Origin of the sequence: Streptomyces sp. NPDC047085, from assembly GCF_040643735.1 — a bacterium.
Classification (GTDB): Bacteria; Actinomycetota; Actinomycetes; order Streptomycetales; family Streptomycetaceae; genus Streptomyces.
Window position 1 is genome coordinate 209,866 of sequence record NZ_JBEYUW010000003.1, and the last position, 17,459, is coordinate 227,324.

Annotated in this window: 15 protein-coding genes; 10 read left to right on the top strand and 5 right to left on the bottom strand. The window is 73.0% G+C overall.

Annotated features, from left to right (window positions below; translation table 11 throughout):
* The first annotated feature begins 12 nt into the window (after window positions 1-12).
* Window positions 13-897: a succinate--CoA ligase subunit alpha gene (gene sucD / locus ABZ865_RS12050; RefSeq protein ID WP_361227799.1), complete on the top strand. Its 885-nt coding sequence runs from the start codon at window positions 13-15 to the stop codon at window positions 895-897.
* Between the two features lie 167 nt (window positions 898-1,064).
* On the opposite strand, the gene ABZ865_RS12055 is transcribed toward sucD, so the two are convergent.
* The gene (locus tag ABZ865_RS12055) at window positions 1,065-2,216 is read right to left on the bottom strand and encodes a helix-turn-helix domain-containing protein (RefSeq protein ID WP_361227802.1); all 1,152 of its coding nucleotides are present in this window, start codon (window positions 2,214-2,216) and stop codon (window positions 1,065-1,067) included.
* A 96-nt stretch (window positions 2,217-2,312) separates the two neighbouring features.
* Between ABZ865_RS12055 and ABZ865_RS12060 the strand changes: the two genes are divergently transcribed.
* Window positions 2,313-4,172, top strand: a complete 1,860-nt coding sequence (locus tag ABZ865_RS12060; RefSeq protein WP_361227805.1) for a DUF6350 family protein — start codon at window positions 2,313-2,315, stop codon at window positions 4,170-4,172.
* A gap of 298 nt (window positions 4,173-4,470) precedes the next feature.
* On the opposite strand, the gene ABZ865_RS12065 is transcribed toward ABZ865_RS12060, so the two are convergent.
* Window positions 4,471-5,244: a hypothetical protein gene (locus ABZ865_RS12065; RefSeq protein WP_361227808.1), complete on the bottom strand. Its 774-nt coding sequence runs from the start codon at window positions 5,242-5,244 to the stop codon at window positions 4,471-4,473.
* A 296-nt stretch (window positions 5,245-5,540) separates the two neighbouring features.
* Between ABZ865_RS12065 and purN the strand changes: the two genes are divergently transcribed.
* On the top strand, window positions 5,541-6,179 hold the full coding sequence (gene purN, locus ABZ865_RS12070) for a phosphoribosylglycinamide formyltransferase (protein ID WP_361227810.1): 639 nt from the start codon (window positions 5,541-5,543) through the stop codon (window positions 6,177-6,179).
* Window positions 6,176-7,747 carry a bifunctional phosphoribosylaminoimidazolecarboxamide formyltransferase/IMP cyclohydrolase gene (purH, locus tag ABZ865_RS12075; protein WP_361227813.1) on the top strand — a complete coding sequence of 524 codons (1,572 nt, stop codon included), beginning with the start codon at window positions 6,176-6,178 and terminating at the stop codon, window positions 7,745-7,747. Before purN ends, purH begins: the two co-directional genes overlap by 4 nt.
* 104 nt (window positions 7,748-7,851) lie before the next feature.
* Here purH and ABZ865_RS12080 read toward each other — a convergent pair whose 3' ends face one another.
* Window positions 7,852-8,427: an RDD family protein gene (locus ABZ865_RS12080; RefSeq protein WP_361227816.1), complete on the bottom strand. Its 576-nt coding sequence runs from the start codon at window positions 8,425-8,427 to the stop codon at window positions 7,852-7,854.
* A gap of 276 nt (window positions 8,428-8,703) precedes the next feature.
* Here ABZ865_RS12080 and ABZ865_RS12085 point away from each other — a divergent pair, with 276 nt between their 5' ends.
* From ABZ865_RS12085 to ABZ865_RS12100, 4 genes are all read left to right on the top strand, one after another.
* The gene (locus ABZ865_RS12085; protein ID WP_361227819.1) at window positions 8,704-9,558 is read left to right on the top strand and encodes a bifunctional methylenetetrahydrofolate dehydrogenase/methenyltetrahydrofolate cyclohydrolase; all 855 of its coding nucleotides are present in this window, start codon (window positions 8,704-8,706) and stop codon (window positions 9,556-9,558) included.
* Window positions 9,548-10,015: a DUF3017 domain-containing protein gene (locus ABZ865_RS12090; RefSeq protein ID WP_361227822.1), complete on the top strand. Its 468-nt coding sequence runs from the start codon at window positions 9,548-9,550 to the stop codon at window positions 10,013-10,015. Before ABZ865_RS12085 ends, ABZ865_RS12090 begins: the two co-directional genes overlap by 11 nt.
* Before the next feature lie 517 nt (window positions 10,016-10,532).
* Window positions 10,533-11,948 (top strand): DUF2690 domain-containing protein, encoded by a 1,416-nt coding sequence (locus ABZ865_RS12095; RefSeq protein ID WP_361227825.1) that lies wholly within the window; start codon window positions 10,533-10,535, stop codon window positions 11,946-11,948.
* Window positions 11,949-12,280: 332 nt separating this feature from the next.
* Window positions 12,281-13,270, top strand: coding sequence for a malate dehydrogenase (locus ABZ865_RS12100; RefSeq protein WP_361227828.1), 990 nt, complete (start codon window positions 12,281-12,283; stop codon window positions 13,268-13,270).
* A gap of 98 nt (window positions 13,271-13,368) precedes the next feature.
* Here the strand turns inward: ABZ865_RS12100 and ABZ865_RS12105 are convergent, their stop codons facing one another.
* A complete protein-coding gene (locus ABZ865_RS12105) occupies window positions 13,369-14,790 on the bottom strand; it encodes an MFS transporter (protein WP_361227831.1) in 1,422 nt (473 codons plus the stop codon).
* Between the two features lie 100 nt (window positions 14,791-14,890).
* Here ABZ865_RS12105 and ABZ865_RS12110 point away from each other — a divergent pair, with 100 nt between their 5' ends.
* On the top strand, window positions 14,891-15,793 hold the full coding sequence (locus ABZ865_RS12110) for a LysR family transcriptional regulator (RefSeq protein ID WP_361227834.1): 903 nt from the start codon (window positions 14,891-14,893) through the stop codon (window positions 15,791-15,793).
* Window positions 15,794-15,809: 16 nt separating this feature from the next.
* Here the strand turns inward: ABZ865_RS12110 and ABZ865_RS12115 are convergent, their stop codons facing one another.
* Complete coding sequence (locus tag ABZ865_RS12115) at window positions 15,810-16,817, bottom strand: WYL domain-containing protein (RefSeq protein ID WP_361227837.1); 1,008 nt, start codon at window positions 16,815-16,817, stop codon at window positions 15,810-15,812.
* Between the two features lie 58 nt (window positions 16,818-16,875).
* On the opposite strand from ABZ865_RS12115, the gene ABZ865_RS12120 reads away from it, so the two are divergent.
* A complete protein-coding gene (locus ABZ865_RS12120) occupies window positions 16,876-17,454 on the top strand; it encodes a DUF664 domain-containing protein (protein ID WP_361227840.1) in 579 nt (192 codons plus the stop codon).
* Window positions 17,455-17,459 lie beyond the last annotated feature (5 nt).

The following is a 17,459-nucleotide window of genomic DNA, read 5'->3' on the forward strand; positions in this document are numbered from 1 at the left end:
ACACAACACACCATGGCTATCTGGCTCAACAAGGACAGCAAGGTCATCGTCCAGGGCATGACCGGCGCCACGGGCATGAAGCACACCAAGCTCATGCTCGGTGACGGCACCAACGTCGTGGGCGGCGTGAACCCGCGCAAGGCGGGTCAGAAGGTCGACTTCGACGGCACCGAGGTACCGGTCTTCGGCACCGTCAAGGAGGCCATCGAGGCCACCGGCGCCAACGTCTCCGTCATCTTCGTGCCGGAGAAGTTCACCAAGGACGCGGTCGTCGAGGCCATCGACGCCGAGATCCCGCTGGCCGTCGTGATCACCGAGGGCATCGCCGTGCACGACACGGCCGCGTTCTGGGCGTACGCCGGCAAGAAGGGCAACAAGACCCGCATCATCGGCCCGAACTGCCCCGGCATCATCACCCCGGGTCAGTCGAACGTCGGCATCATCCCGGGCGACATCACGAAGCCGGGCCGCATCGGCCTGGTCTCGAAGTCCGGCACGCTGACGTACCAGATGATGTACGAGCTGCGTGACATCGGCTTCTCGACCGCCGTCGGCATCGGTGGCGACCCGATCATCGGCACCACGCACATCGACGCCCTGGCCGCGTTCCAGGACGACCCCGACACCGATCTGATCGTGATGATCGGTGAGATCGGTGGCGACGCCGAGGAGCGCGCGGCCGCGTTCATCAAGGAGAACGTGACCAAGCCGGTCGTCGGTTACGTCGCGGGCTTCACCGCGCCCGAGGGCAAGACCATGGGCCACGCCGGCGCCATCGTCTCCGGCTCCTCCGGCACCGCCCAGGCCAAGAAGGAGGCCCTCGAGGCCGCCGGCGTCAAGGTCGGCAAGACCCCGACCGAGACGGCGAAGCTCGCCCGGGAGATCCTGAGCGCCTGAGCAACTCGGCTCGACCGTAAGTAGGCCCGCCCCCTCCGCCGGGGGCGGGCCTACCGGCGTATCCGCTCACGGGGCCCTGGCTTCCCAGGGGCGCGGGGAACCGCGCGACCGGCCACGGCGTGCCCGCACCCGGAGACGGCCCCGCACCCCCACGGCGGCGAAGAACCTCAGCGCGGCGTAGGTTCGATCCGTTCCGGGCCGCTCGCAGCCGCTTCCCTCAACTTCGCACGCAGTGCCAGCTCCTCCGGGGACAGCGGGCCCATGGCGGGAGGCGGGGGGACTCCCTGGACGGCCTGGGCCGGGGCGATCGGCGGTTCGTAGTGCGTCGGCGCCGTCCGCAGCGTCAGCGTCGTCGCCCCGATGATCGTGACGGTGAACGCGATGGCCGCCCGCGTCCAGAACACGTTCCGGCGCTCACCCACCGTCCGCACGGCCGTCGGCTTGGCCGCGCGCAGCCGCTCCGTGGAGGCCAGCTCGGCCAGCCGCCGGTGCAGCGCGGCGGGATCGGCCAGTTCCGGGACGTGCGCGGCCACCACCTCCCGCGCCCGGGTCAGCCGCCCGGCGGCGGCCGGCGTGCTCGCCTCCGTCTCCGCCGCCGTCTCCGGCAGGTCGAGCCCGACGCCGTCGTACAGCACGAGCGTGCGCCGGTACGACGGCGGCAGCTTGAGCAGCGCGTTCAGCAGGGCGCGGTCGGCGGGGTCGGCGGGGGGCGGCTCGGGGGAGCGGTAGCGCGGGCGGAAGCGGTGCCACGGCGAGAGCGCGTACTCGTACGCCATCGCCCGCACCCACCCCGCCGGGTCCCGGTCCCGGGCCACCTCGGGCCAGCGCTGCCAGGCCAGTTGGAACGCCCGCTCCACCGCCTCCCGGGCCAGCTCGCGCCGCCCGGTGAGGAGATAGGCCTGGCGTACCAGGGCGGGGGCGCAGAACGCGTACAGCGCGTCGAAGGCCTGATCGGGCGTCAGGGAGGGCAGCCCGGGCGGCGTCGCCGACGTGGGCGAACGCTTCTCCAGACTCCCCTCGGCCGCCAGTCCCAGCCCTTGCCCCTGCCCCTGCTCGTGCCCCTGCCCCTGACCGTGTCCCACCCGCTCCCGTTCCACCGCCTCCTGACCCATCGGCGGCTGCGCGAGCGCGGCGAGCAGGCGGACGTACGCGTCGCCCTGTGGACCGCTCGGGGCGCTTCTCCCTCGCTCCCACGCACGTACCGTCGCACGCCCGACGCCGAGCCGCGCGGCGAGCTGAGCCCGCGTCAGCGACCGGGACTCGCGCAGGCGTCGGCGTTCCTTCGGAGGTGGCAGCAGACTGGCGGTGCTCTGCGTCACGGTTCACCCTTCCGGAAGAAAAAGTACATAAGCATATATTGGGCGACACATCGGGGGTTCGCCCGTTACGACGGGAAAGCGCGTGTCGTTGGGAGCATGGCGACCGTGATCCAGCTGACCGCTCGCCGCTCACCGCCGTCGCCCCTGCGGACCCGGATGCGCGACCGTTCGCCCGGGCTCGCCGCGAGCCTGATGGGCGGCGCGCTCGCGGCCGGGCTCGGACTCGGCTCGTTCGCCGCGCTCGTGATGGTGCTGTGGGTCAGTTCGCCGTACCCGGACAGCGGTCCGGGCGGCGCGCTGCACATCGCCACCGCGCTGTGGCTGCTCGCGCACGGCGTCGAACTCGTCCGCACCGACACGCTCTCCGGCGCCCCGCAGCCCGTGGGCGTGACCCCGCTGTTGCTGCTCGCGCTGCCGGTGTGGCTGCTGTACCGGGCGGCACGGGACGCGACGGACGCCCCCGTCGAACCCGACGGCCCGCCACCGGTCGGCGCCTGTACGGCCTGGACGGGCGTCGTCCTCGGCTACCTCGGCGTCGGCGCCGCCGTCGCGCTGTACTCCTCCGGCGGCGAACTGCGGGCCGAGTGGGGATGGGTGACGGCGTGTCTGCCGCTCGTCGCGGCGGGGGCTGCGGGCGCCGGGGTCTGGTCCGCGTACGGCCGCCCGCGCGAGCCGTTGCTGCGTGTGCTGCCGGGGCCGGTGCGGCGGCTGGTCGGCGGGACGGACGCGCGGGCGCGGCTCGGTACGGTCGTACGGGCCGCAGGGGCCGGGGTGGCGGTGCTGTTCGGGGGCGGGGCGCTGCTGCTCGGGCTGTCCCTGGTGTGGCACGGAGATGCCGCCCGGGCCTCCTTCCTGCAGCTGACGGAGGGCTGGAGCGGGCGGTTCACGGTCCTGCTCCTCGGCGCCGCGCTGATCCCCAACGCGGCGGTGTGGTCGGCGTCCTACGCCCTCGGCCCGGGATTCGCCCTCGGCGCCGGGCACCTGGTCCACCCCCTCGCCTCCCACCCCGCCCCGCTCCTGCCCCCGTTCCCGCTGCTCGCCGCCGTACCGGACGCGGGCACCGGAACCCCGCTCAACTGGGCGGCCGCCCTGGTGCCGGTGGCGGCCGGGGTGACGGTGGGGTGGTTCGTGGCGCGGGGGGCGGTGGGGCGGAAGGAGCCGGGAAGGCGATGGAGGCGGGCGAAACAGGGGCAGTCCGGGAAGCCAGGGGAGCCGGCCGCGTCGGCTGAGTCGGCGAAGTCGGCGAACACCCCGGCGCCCTGGTCGGCGGGGCGGACCTCCGCCGTGCTGGTGCTCGCCGCCTTGGTGTGCGCGGCGCTCCTCGCCCTGCTCGCCGAGCTGGCCGGCGGCCCGATGGGCGCGGCCGCGCTGTCCCGCTTCGGCCCGCTCGCGTGGCAGACCGGGGCGGCGACGGCGCTATGGATCATGGTGATCGGCCTGCCCGTGGCACTGACCGTACGGGCCTGGCGACTGCGACGCCTGCACCGGCGGACGACGATCCCGGCGCAGGCGGCGGAGCTCACGGGCAGAGCCGCGACGAAGGCCCGCAAGGCGGCCGAGAAGGAAGCGAAGAGGGCGGCGAAGAAGGCGGCCAAGGCCGCCGCGAAGGCCTCCTCGACTGCCACGGGGCAAGGCTGCGCGACCGACACATCCGGAACGCCGGCCAAGGATGCCTCAGCGAACCCGGCCGAGGACCCCCTCCACCCGGTACCCGGCCACCCGGCACTCGCCCCTCTCGCCCCCGAGCTGCCCGACGACGAGCTGTACGACGTACTCCCGGCCCCTCCCGACGACGACCCGTTCCCGGGGACCTGGCAGCACGACGACCTCTCCCGCGCCTCCCGCTGGGCGGCCCTGCGGGCGGCCTCGACAGCACCGGAGTCCGCGCCGGACACCCCGGCCGACCGCCCGCCTCTCCCGGACCCCGCACCACCGCACGACGACCCGGCCACCTGAGCCGGCCGAGACCAGCCCACGCAGAGCCGCACGGGAACCTCAGCCCATGGAGAGCCGCACCGGAACCTCAGCCCACCGCGAGCCGACCCGAGCCCAAACGGGAACCTCAGCCCATGGAGAGCCGCACCGGAACCTCAGCCCACCGCGAGCCGACCCGAGCCGAACCGAGCCCAAACGGGAACCTCAGCCCATGGAGAGCCGCACCGGAACCTCAGCCCACCGCGAGCCGACCCGAGCCGAACCGAGCCCAACCGAACCGAGCCCAACCGACCCGAGCCCAACCGACCCGAACCAGCCCTCAGCTGTTTCCGACGCCCAGCAGGCCCCGCAGCTCCTTCGGCAAGAGTTGGTCGCAGGACTGCTTGGACTCATGGGTGAGGGCGTCGTTGACGCACGTGTAGTAGTCGCGGTAGACGAGCTGGACCGTGAAGAACGAGGCCACCATGGTCAGGGCCAGACCGGCCGCGAGGATGCCGCCGATCGCCGCCGTCGTCTGCGGGCGGGGGCCCGGGGCGGCGGCTGGCGTGTTCGGGTCGTTGGTGCGGGGCTTGGCGCGCAGGGCGCTGATGCCCCAGTACAGGGCGAGCGCGCCCAGCAGCAGGGACACGTAGGTCCAGCCGAAGAGGACGAAGAAGACGGCCCACATGCCGGACAGCAGCGCGTACCGCGCGCGCCGCTGGGCCGGGTCCGTCGGGTCCCAGCGCATGCCGGGGCCGCCCGGGCCCTCGGGGCCGCCGCCGGGGCGCTCGCCGAAGCCGCCGGGGGAGCGGCCGGGCTGCTGGTCGCTCCACTGGTTGCCCCACGGGGCGCCGCCGTGCGGGCCGCCCGACGGGCCGGAACCCGCGGAGCCCTCGGGGTGACGCGGCCGCCAGGGCCGGTCGGGGCTGCCCTCCGGCGGCGGCGCGAACGGGTTGTCGTCCTGCTCCTGACCGCCGCGCCCGTCGCTGTCCCGCCCGCCGGACGACGCCTCGGGCGGCGAGGCCGGCCGCTCCCGGAGCAGCACGGCGCCACGCTCGCCTCCCTGGGCCGGGAGCGACGGGAACGTGAGGAGTCGCAGGCTGCGATCGGGCATCAAAAGAGCGTCTTCCCCTAGGTGAATACGACTGTCGCACGTGAGCTTCACCCCGTGAACGCACCGCACGACGACCGCGTTCCCGAGGCTGCCCACTCCTTGATTCCCTGCGAACGCTACCTTCCGGCCACGCCCCCGTCCCGTGGGGGCCTCCCGGAGTGCCGGTATCGTTGCTGACGGTCGGCCGCTTCGTAGACTTCCCCGTATACCGGGGCGCGAAGCATTCGTACGACTGTACAAACCGCGCCGGCCGGACAGACGGTCGGACCCATCGCTTCCCGAGAAAGGGCCCCATCGTGGCCGCCACCACCCCTGGCCCAGCGGTCAAGCGCCTTGTCGTGCTGGTCTCCGGATCCGGCACCAACCTGCAGGCGCTCCTGGACGAGATCGAGCGCACCGGAGCCGAGTCGTACGGGGCGCGGATCGTCGCCGTCGGGGCCGACCGCGACGGCATCGAGGGCCTCGCCCGCGCCGAGCGGGCCGGGCTGCCCACCTTCGTGCGGAAGGTGAAGGACTACGACAGCCGGGAGGAGTGGGACGCGGCCCTCGCCGAGGCGGTGGCGGCGTACGAGCCCGACCTCGTGATCTCCGCCGGGTTCATGAAGATCGTCGGGAAGGAATTCCTCGCGCGGTTCGGCGGGCGGTTCGTCAACACCCACCCGGCCCTGCTGCCCAGTTTCCCGGGGGCCCACGGCGCGCGGGACGCGCTCGCGTACGGCGTCAAGGTCACCGGCTGCACCGTCCACTTCGTCGACGACGGTGTCGACACCGGACCGATCATCGCGCAGGGCGTGGTCGAGGTCCGGGACGAGGACGACGAGAGCGCGCTGCACGAGCGCATCAAGGAAGTCGAGCGAAGGCTGCTCGTCGAGGTCGTGGGCCGGCTCGCCCGGCACGGCCATCGCATTGAGGGACGAAAGGTAGTTATCCAGTGACCGCCACCGCCGAGAGCACCAAGCGGCCCATCCGACGCGCGCTCGTCAGCGTCTACGACAAGACCGGGCTGGAAGACCTCGCGCGCGGGCTGCACGAGGCCGGTGTGGAGCTGGTCTCCACCGGGTCCACGGCCGGCCGGATCGCCGCCGCCGGTGTCCCCGTCACCAAGGTCGAGGAGCTGACCGGCTTCCCCGAGTGCCTGGACGGCCGGGTCAAGACCCTGCACCCGAAGGTGCACGCGGGCATCCTCGCCGACCTGCGCCTGGACAGCCACCGCGAGCAGCTCGCCGAGCTGGGTGTGGAGCCGTTCGACCTCGTCGTCGTCAACCTCTACCCGTTCCGCGAGACCGTCGCCTCCGGTGCCTCGGACGACGAGTGCGTGGAGCAGATCGACATCGGTGGCCCCTCGATGGTCCGCGCCGCCGCCAAGAACCACCCGTCCGTGGCCGTGGTCACGAGCCCGGAGCGGTACGCCGACGTCCTCGCCGCCGCGCAGGCCGGCGGCTTCGACCTCGCCACCCGCAAGCGGCTCGCCGCCGAGGCCTTCCAGCACACGGCCGCCTACGACGTGGCCGTCGCCTCCTGGTTCGCCACCTCCTACGCGCCCGCCGACGAGTCCTCCTTCCCGGACTTCCTGGGCGCCACGTTCGAGCGCGCGCACACCCTGCGCTACGGCGAGAACCCGCACCAGCCCGCCGCGCTGTACGTCACCCCCGGCGAGACCGGTCTCGCGCAGGCCGAGCAGCTGCACGGCAAGGAGATGTCGTACAACAACTACACGGACACGGACGCCGCCCGCCGTGCCGCGTACGACCACGACGATCCCTGCGTGGCGATCATCAAGCACGCCAACCCGTGCGGCATCGCGACCGGCGCGGACGTCGCCGAGGCGCACCGCAAGGCGCACGCCTGCGACCCGCTGTCCGCGTTCGGCGGTGTCATCGCCGTGAACCGTCCGGTCAGCAAGGAGATGGCCGAGCAGGTCGCGGAGATCTTCACCGAGGTCATCGTCGCGCCGGACTACGAGGAGGGGGCTCTGGAGGCCCTCACCAAGAAGAAGAACATCCGTGTGCTGAAGGCCCCGAACGGCCCGTGCAACCGGCTGGAGGCCAAGCAGATCGACGGCGGCCTGCTGCTGCAGGCGACCGACCGGCTGCAGGCGGACGGCGACGACCCGGCCAACTGGACGCTGGCCAGCGGCGAGGCGCTCTCCGAGGAGGAGCTGAAGGAGCTGGCGTTCGCCTGGAAGGCGTGCCGCGCGGTCAAGTCCAACGCGATCCTGCTCGCCAAGGACGGCGCCTCGGTCGGCGTCGGCATGGGCCAGGTCAACCGCGTCGACTCCTGCAAGCTGGCCGTCGAGCGGGCCGGTGAGGAGCGGGCGCGCGGCTCCTACGCGGCGTCCGACGCCTTCTTCCCCTTCCCCGACGGCCCCGAGATCCTCATCGAGGCCGGCGTCCGGGCGATCGTCCAGCCCGGCGGCTCGATCCGCGACGAGCAGGTCGTGGAGGCCGCGAAGAAGGCGGGCGTGACCATGTACTTCACGGGCACGCGCCACTTCTTCCACTGAGCACCTGAGTATCTGAGGGCGTGAGCGCCTGCGGTTACACATGAAAGCGGCCTCCGGTTCCCCTGTGCGGGGGCCGGAGGCCGCTTCTCGTGCGTGCCGGGGGCTCAGCCCTGGGTGCGGATCACGATCGTGCTGCACACCTTGTCGGCGAACGTCTGACGCTTGGCGTCCCACGCCGGCCACAGCCAGCCCAGGTAGCAGGCGAGGCTGTCCAGGAAGTGCGCGATGCGGCGCACGAACGCCATGCCGACACCGATCGGCTGACCGGTGTCCTCCTTGACCAGGCGGATGCCCAGGGCCTTCTTGCCGACCGTCTGGCCCGTGCGGCCCTCCTGGATCAGCTGCCAGATCGCGACGGCGAGGAGCGCGAGGCCGCCGATCGCCGTCAGCGCGGCGTTGTTCCGGCCCACGATGACCAGGATGTACGGCACCAGGAAGACCAGGCCGTCGACGAGGGTGCCGAGGAAGCGCTGACCCCAGTTCGCGTACGGCGGCTGGGCGCCCATGCCGTAACCGCCCTGCTGCGGGTAGCCCGGGTACCCCGGCTGCTGCGGGTAGCCGTAACCCTGCTGCGGGACGCCCTGAGGGGCCTGCTGGTAGCCGGGCTGCTGCGGGTAGCCGTAGCCCTGCTGCGGGTCCTGCGGCGAGCCGTAGGGGTTGTTGGGCGAGCCGAAACTCATGGCGGATTTCCTCCGTTTGACCTGTGGGGACTGCGCGGATGGCACGGAGGTACGTCAGGTTTCGAGCGGTTTTTCCCCCCACCGGACCGCGATACTGCGCGGTTCATCGTTATGGAGAGTCAAGTTCTTGTCCAGCCGGATTAGCGAATGTGTTGTGCAAGTGCAACATCATCGATCATGTGCGGACATCCGGCACACGGCCGTGACCACACCTGGGGGTCGTCCGGCGGGGCCCCGGATTGGAACGAGGAGCCCGTCATCCGCGAGGATGGAGTCATGACCGCCCAGATTCTCGATGGCAAGGCCACCGCAGCCGCGATCAAGTCCGATCTGACCGCCCGCGTGGCGGCGCTGAAGGAGAAGGGCGTCACGCCCGGCCTCGGCACGATCCTGGTCGGGGACGACCCCGGCAGCCAGAAGTACGTCGCCGGCAAGCACCGCGACTGCGCCCAGGTCGGCATCGCCTCCATCCAGCGCGAACTGCCCGCGACGGCCACCCAGGAGGAGATCGAGGCGGTCGTCCGGGAGCTGAACGAGGACCCGGCCTGCACCGGCTACATCGTCCAACTCCCGCTGCCCAAGGGCATCGACGAGAACCGCGTCCTGGAGCTGATGGACCCGGCCAAGGACGCGGACGGCCTGCACCCGATGAACCTCGGCCGTCTCGTACTGGGCGAGCCGGCCCCGCTGCCCTGCACCCCCAACGGCATCCTCACCCTGCTGCGGGCCCACGGCGTGGAGACCAAGGGCGCCGAGGTCGTCGTCGTCGGCCGGGGCGTGACCATCGGGCGTTCCATGCCGCTGCTGCTCACCCGGCGCAGCGAGAACGCCACCGTGACCCAGTGCCACACCGGCACCCGCGACCTCTCCTTCCACCTGAAGAAGGCCGACATCATCATCGCGGCCGCCGGCTCCCCGCACCTGATCCGCGCCGAGGACGTCAAGCCGGGGGCGGCCGTCCTGGACGTCGGTGTCTCCCGCAACGCCGAGGGCAAGATCGTCGGTGACGTCCACCCGGACGTGGCCGGGGTGGCGGGCTGGATCTCCCCGAACCCCGGCGGCGTGGGCCCGATGACGCGTGCGGAGCTGCTGGTCAACGTGGTCGAGGCGGCGGAGCGCAGTGCCGGCTGAGGACACCCACCACAGCGCGGGACCGACCGCTCCCGGCGCTTCCGGCGCCGCCGGGGGCGCGCGGCGGACCACCCGCCGCTTCCCGCTGCTCACCAAGGACACCGCGCGCCCCGAGGGCGGCGGCCGGGCGGCCCCCGGCGGCGCCCCGGCGCCCGCCCGGCAGTGGCCCATGCTGGTCATGCTCTCCACGGTCGCCCTCGGCCTGCTGCTGACCGCCCTCGACCAGTTCCGCATCGGCACCCTGCTGATCGGCGCCGCCCTGCTGGCCGGCGCGGTCATGCGCTGGATACTGCCCAGCGTCGGCATGCTCGCCGTCCGCTCGCGGTTCACGGACATCGCCACCTACGGCATATTGGGCCTCGCGATCGTTCTGCTCGCGTTGATGGCCCAGCCCCGCCCGTGGCTGGTGATCCCGTTCCTGAAGGACACCCTGCACTTCACGCTCACCAGCAAGTAGCGCCGCCCGTGCGCCCGGTGGCCCGCGCCTCCCCCTGGGACGCGGGCCACCGGCGTGCTTCCCCCGATGACGGGCCCGCCCCCTCCCCCGAGCAAGGGCGGGCCGCCGGGATCCAGCCTTCCCTGCTGTGAACGCCCTGTTCAACGCCTGTCCGCGCGCTGTGGCACGGAAGTGACCGTTCCGGCACGGTGTCCGGGCCCTGCCACATGTGTGGCCGCGGTGTCGAAGTCTTGACAGTTCGGGGGTTACCTTGCGAAGGCAACCAAGAACCGGGCTAACGTGGCCAAGGTGTCCAACCGGGACGGTCCGGTGGATCCTGGGGCGTGGGGCGCGCGTGGGCCTGGGGAGCGCTGCGGTGCTACGGCGCCGGGGGCGCACGGTGCGCGGCCTGCGGGCCGATGCTCCTGTACGCCCCCACTCGGGGCACCGGGACCATCGGTCGGCGCATCCCTGTGGGTAGCCAGACGGGGGCCGGACAGGGGAACGAGGGGGGAATGCAATGCCTCGATGGAAATCCTTGCCGGACGAACTGGATCCGCAGATCAAGGAGTTCACGAGCCAGTTGCGGGGACTCGTGGACCGCAGCGGCCTGAGCATCGCGGCGCTCGCCGACCGCACCGGCTACAGCAAGACGTCCTGGGAGCGCTACCTGAACGGCCGGCTGCTCGCCCCCAAGGGTGCGATCGTCGCCCTCGCCGAGGCCACCGGCACGCCGCCCGTCCACCTCACCACCATGTGGGAGCTGGCCGAACGGGCCTGGAGCCGGGCGGAGATGCGGCACGACCGGACCATGGAGCACATCCGGATCGCCCAGGCGCGCGCCGCGCTCGGCGACTTCGGCGCGACACAGGCCGAGGGGGCGAACGGCACCAGGACCGCCCGCAACGGCACGGGCACCGCGACGGGTACGGGCACGGGCACCGGCACCCCCACCGGCACTGCGGCCGGTCCGGGCGGCGCGCGGGCGGGAATCGGGGGTATGGGAGTCGGGGGTACGGGAATCGCGGGCGCGGGCATCGCCGGGCCCGCGGATGTCTCGCCGACCATTCCGTCCCAGCCGACGGCGGCGGGAGCGGACGAGCGCGACGACGCGGGGCGTGGCGGCAGCGGCGGCCGTGACGGCCGTGGCGGGGCCTCCGGCGGCAACTCGTGGGGGCTGGCGGGGTATCAGGGGCCTTCGCGGGCGAGCGGGCGCCCGGGAGGCGCGGGTACGGGGGCCGGAGCACGAGGGGGCGCCGGAGCCGGCGCGGGTGCCGGAGCAGGAGGTGGAGCCGGGGTCGGCGGGGGAGTGCGGCCCGTCGTCCCGCCGCCGGGTGGCGGGGGCGCGGGGGCTGCATCCGTCCCGGCGGACGGTCCGGGCCGGTCACCGGCCCCGCAGGGCGCGTACGGCCCGCCTCCGGGGCCGTCCCGGCCCGCCGGCGGGGGTTCCGGCAAGGGGGGCGGGGCCAGACAGCGGGCGACGATGTTCCTCGCGGGGCTCGGCGGTGTCCTCGTCGTCGTCGCGGCCGTCTTCCTCTTCACCGACCAGCGCGGCGGGAGCGGGCACAAGGGCGCCGCGAAGTCTCCCTCGCCGACCGTGAGCACGCACGTGAAGCTGCCGTCCGGGGTCAAGTGCGCCGGGTCCGCCTGCACCGGCAAGGACGCGGAGGCCATGGGGTGCAGCGGCGACCTGGTGACCACCGCGAAGAGCGCCGCCGTCGGCAGCGCCACGCTGGAGGTCCGCTACAGCAAGGTCTGCGGCACGGCCTGGGGCCGGATCACCGGCGCCGCGCAGGGCGACCGGGTGGCGGTCTCGGTCGGCAAGGTCCGGCAGACGGGTGAGATCACCACCGCCGGGGACACCGACGCCTACACGCCGATGGTCGCCGTCAAGAACGCGGCCGAGGCCAAGGCCTGCGCGATCCTGACGTCCGGGCGGAGGGGGTGCACGTGAACCCATGCGGACGGGGTGCGCGTAAATCAATTCGGGTGGATTCCGGAGACGGAGGCATGGGCCGCCGGATCCTGGGCACGCGAACGGTACCCCCACGGGAGTCCGGTCAACCGGTACCCCCCATAGGCGGCCGTCTTCGTTCCCCCTCTCCCGGACGGGCGGCCGCCACTTCTCGTGCCAGACGTCAGACTTGTGGGGTGAGCCACAGGACCCCGGACATCTCGCATGCCGGATGCGCGATAGCCTGACCGCTGGATTCTCTTGACGCCAAGAGATCGATCATCCGCCCGGGGCAGTGACGCCCCACCGCCAGCTGTCATACGGAGAACGCCATGACCCGCACTCCCGTGAACGTCACCGTCACCGGCGCGGCCGGCCAGATCGGTTACGCCCTGCTCTTCCGCATCGCCTCCGGCCAGCTGCTCGGCGCGGACGTGCCGGTCAAGCTGCGCCTCCTGGAGATCACCCCGGCCCTGAAGGCCGCCGAGGGCACGGCCATGGAGCTGGACGACTGCGCGTTCCCGCTGCTCCAGGGCATCGACATCACGGACGACCCGAACGTCGCCTTCGACGGCGCCAACGTAGCCCTCCTCGTGGGCGCCCGCCCGCGCACCAAGGGCATGGAGCGCGGTGACCTGCTGGAGGCCAACGGCGGCATCTTCAAGCCGCAGGGCAAGGCCATCAACGACCACGCCGCGGACGACATCAAGGTCCTCGTCGTCGGCAACCCGGCCAACACGAACGCGCTGATCGCGCAGGCCGCCGCGCCGGACGTCCCGGCCGAGCGCTTCACCGCGATGACCCGCCTGGACCACAACCGCGCGCTGACCCAGCTCGCGAAGAAGACGGGTTCGACGGTCGCCGACATCAAGCGCCTGACCATCTGGGGCAACCACTCCGCGACCCAGTACCCGGACATCTTCCACGCCACCGTCGCCGGCAAGAACGCCGCGGAGGTCGTGAACGACGAGAAGTGGCTGGCCGAGGACTTCATCCCGACCGTCGCCAAGCGCGGTGCGGCGATCATCGAGGCCCGTGGCGCGTCCTCCGCCGCGTCCGCCGCCAACGCCGCCATCGACCACGTGTACACCTGGGTCAACGGCACCGCCGAGGGCAACTGGACCTCCATGGGCATCCCGTCGGACGGCTCCTACGGCGTCCCGGAGGGCCTGATCTCCTCCTTCCCGGTCACCACCAAGGACGGCAAGTACGAGATCGTCCAGGGCCTGGACATCAACGAGTTCTCCCGCGCCCGCATCGACGCCTCCGTCAAGGAGCTCGAGGAGGAGCGCGACGCGGTTCGTTCCCTGGGCCTCATCTGACGCCTGACGCCTGCCGCCTGCCTCCGGCGGTTCAGCCGTGAAACCCACGTGGGCCCCGCTCCGGTCTCTTCCGGAGCGGGGCCCACGTGCGCTGTCGGCTACTCGCCGTGGGGCTGCGACGCCATTGCCGACTGCTGCGCCGTCCTGGTTGCTCGCGCAGTTCCCCGCGCCCCTTTGGGGCGCTTGCCGTACCCGGTGACCACGAGTGCCGTCGCCGCCAGCACCACCGCCGCCACGGTGCGCAGGGCCGGGCCCATGCCGGTGGTGAGGTCGGGGTGGCCGGACAGGACCGTGCCGGTGATGGCGACGCCGAGGGCGGCGCCGGTCTCGCGGGCCGTGGTGCCCAGGCCCGAGCCGAGGCCCGCCTGGTGGGCGGGGAGTGAGGTGACGACGCCGAGGGTCAGGGCGGGCATGCACAGGCCGGTACCGGCCGAGATGACCAGGAGCCAGCAGGCGTAGGCCCAGTACGGCGTGGACGCGTCGGCGGTGGACGCGCCGAGCAGACCGAGGCCGATCAGGGCGAGCCCGGCGCCGATGACCGGGCGCGGGTGCCCGGACCAGCGGGCGGCCAGCTTGGGGACGAGCGCCATGCCGACCGTCAGCGGCATGATCGCGACACCGGTGACGGCGGCGCCGAAGCCCTTCACTCCCTGCAGATACTGCGAGTTGACGTAGAAGAGGGAGAACAGGCCGAAGAAGCCGGTGGCCGTGCCCAGCGTCACGGCACGCAGCCGGGACGAGGCGAAGACGCGCGGGTCGAAGAGCGGGGCCGGGGAGCGCAGGGCGTGCCCGGTGAAGGCGGCCACGAGCAGCGCGCCCGCCGTGAACGCGCCGAGGATGCGGGGCGAGGTCCAGCCGTAGGCCGGGCCCTCGATGATGCCGAACAGGACCGCGACCAGGCCCGCCGTGAGCAGGAGGGTGCCGAGCGGGTCGGGGTTGCTGCGGGTGGAGCGTTCGGTGCGCGGGGTGGTGACGACGACGGCGGCGGCGAGGAGCGCCGCGAGCGGGACCATCGCCGCGAACAGGGCGCGCCAGGAGAGGAACTGGCCGATGAGGCCGCCGCCGAGGTTGCCCGCGGCGCCGCCCAGGCCGAGCGCCAGCGTCCAGGAGGCCAGCGCGCGGGCCCGGTGTTCCGGGGCGGACAGCTGGATGAGGATCGACATCGTGGCGGGTGTGATCAGCGCGGCCCCGGCGCCGGACAGCCCCCGGCCCGCGATCAGTACGGCCGGGTCGGTGGCGAGCGCGCTGGTCGCCGCGCCCGCGGCGAACAGGCCGAGCCCGGTGAGCAGGGCGCCCTTGCGGCCGTACCGGTCGCCGAGCGCGCCGGCCGGGACGAGAAACCCCGCGAACACGATGACGTACGCGTCGACCGTCCACAGGATCTCGGTGTGCGAGGGGTGCAGGGAGGACGACGTCAGTTGCGGGATCAGGAGATTGATGGCGGCGACCATGCTCTGGGCGACCAGGACGCAGGCGCACAGGGCGAGCAGGGTGGGGCGTTTCAGGGCGTGCGGGGGCACGGCTCCTCCCGGGAGCTGAAGGGTGGTGTGGGATGCGCTCTCACCGTAGGCTCGCGGGTGACCTGCCTTCCAGTGCAACTTTCGCAAGGACTTCCTGCACATGACGCAATCCACGGGCCTGGACCTGAATCTGCTGGTCGCGCTGGACGTGCTGCTGGAGGAGCAGAGCGTGCAGGGCGCCGCCCGTCGGCTGCATCTGTCCGAGCCGGCGATGAGCCGCACCCTGGGCCGGATCCGCAAGGCGCTCGGCGATCCCGTACTGGTGCGCGCCGGGCGCCAGATGGTGCCGACCCCGCACGCGCTGGCCGTGCGTGCCGAGGTCAGCGCGGTGGTGGAGCGCGCCCGCGCCCTGTTCGCGCCGGGCCGGGACACCGACCTGCGCACGGTGACCCGTACCTTCACGATCCTCGGCCACGACGCGATCGCCGCCACTCATGGCGCCGCCCTGTTCGCCCGCGCCGCCCGCGAGGCGCCCGGCATCCGCCTCCGGTTCCTGTCCGAGAGCCACGTGGACGCCCCGTTCCTGCGCCAGGGCACCGCCGACCTGGAGGTCGGCGTGATCGACACGGCCGACCCCGAGGTGCATGTGGAGACGGTGTACGAGGACCGCATGCTGGGTGTCGCACGGGCCGGACACCCGCTGCTGGAGGGCGAGTTGACGCCGGAGCGGTTCGCCACGGAGACCGGCCACCTCATCGTGTCCCGGCGGGGCAGGCTGCGCGGCCCGATCGACGAAGCGCTCGCCGAACTCGGCCTGCAACGGCGGGTGGTGGGCTCCGTCGGTACCTACCTGGCTTCGCTGTTCGTCCTGCGCGAGACCGATCTGACCGGACTCGTCACCCACTGGGGCCGTCCCCTGGCCGACGCCCTCGGCCTGGTCACCTTCGAGGTGCCCCTAGGGCTCCCGGCGGTCCAGGTGGGGTTCGCCTGGCACCCCCGCCACGACGCCGACCCGGCCCACGCCTGGCTGCGCGGCTGCGTCCGCGACCTGATGGCCCGCTGAGCGAACGGCCCGGCGGTCAGCAGGCCGGGGCGCTGTCGGATGCCGGGTCCTCGGGGCGCGCGGCGTCCTCCGTAGCCGTAGCCGTCAGCAGTCTGCGTCCCAACTCCCTCGCCGCGTCCCGCAGTTCCGCTGGCCCGACGATCCGGTACGGGGCCCGGAGCGCGGTGAGCTGACGGACGTACCAGTCGGGCTCGTCCGTGCTGCCCAGGAGGCGGGTGGTGTCGTCGGTCAGGGGCTCGGGGCGGCCCAGGCTGCGCGGCAGCCAGTGGGCGACCCGGTCGGCGGGCGCGTCGATCAGGACCTCCACCCGGTACGTCCAGCCCTGGGCCAGATGCTCCTCCAGGGTCTCCAGCGGGTTCAGGTCCGGCGGGGGAACGAACCCGGCGTCCAGGGGCGTGACCCCGGTGACGCGGTCCAGCCGCAGCACGCGGCGGGCGGCGCGGGTGTGGGACCAGCACAGCAGGTACCAGCGGGCGTGGTGCACGACCACCGCCCACGGATCGACCTCCATCTCCCGTACGCCCCTACGCCCCAGGTCGTAGCCGAGACGCAGCCGGTGCCGGGCGGCGCAGGCCTGGACGAGGGCGGTCGTCGTGTCGGGGTCGGGGGCGGTGGCGTAGGGATCACCCCCGCGCGTGCTCACCGTGCGCACCGCCGCGGCCGGCCGGGCGACCGGCTCCGGGAGCGCGCGCAGCAGCTTGCCGAGCGCCGCGCCCACCGGGCCGGACGGGTCGGCGGCGTCGTGGTGACCGTCCAGCACGGCCATGACCAGCGCCAACGCCTCCGCCGAGGTGAACATCAGCGGCGGCAGCCGGAGACCCCGGCCCACCCGGTAGCCGCCGTACGGGCCCCGCGTGGACTCGACCGGGATGCCCGCCTCCCGCAGGACCCCGACGTACCGGCGGGCGGCCCGCTCCGAGACACCGAGCCGGTCGGCCAGCCGGGCCGCGGTGATGCCGGGGACGCTCTGGAGCAGCTCCAGGGCGAGCAGGGCGCGGGCGGTGGGGCTGTCGTCGTGCGTCACCAAGAAGCCCCCGTATTCCGGCAGTTGATCGTCCGGAATGGACCGTAGCGTGCCCGCCATGAGCGAGCACACCGAATCCGCCGTCGTGTACGAGCCCACGTACGAACCCCCCGTCGACGGCACCGAGATCGACACCCTGCTGGGCTCCCTGGAGCGCATGCGCCGGACGCTGGCGTGGAAGTGCGAGGGGCTGGACGCGGCGGGGCTGGCCGCGAGGCTGCCGACCTCCTCGGTCACCCTGGGCGGGCTGCTGAAGCACCTCGCGCTGGTGGAGGACGAGTACTTCACCCGGCGGTTGCTGGGCGCCGAGCTGCCGGCGCCGTGGGACGCGGTGGACTGGGACGCCGAGCCGGACTGGGAGTGGCGCTCTGCCGCCGTCGAGGGCCCCGAGCGGCTGTACGGGCTGTGGTGGGAGGCCGTCACCCGCTCCCGGGAGCACGTGCGCCGGGCGGTGGCGGCGAAGGGCGCGGACTTCCCGGCCGCCTACACCTCCCGCACCGGCGAGACGCCCCGGCTGCGCCGGCTGCTCGTCGACATGCTCGAGGAGTACTCCCGGCACACGGGCCACGCCGACCTGATCAGAGAGTCGATCGACGGTCGCGTGGGGGAGGACCCGCCGGCCGACTTCCGGCTGTAACCGAC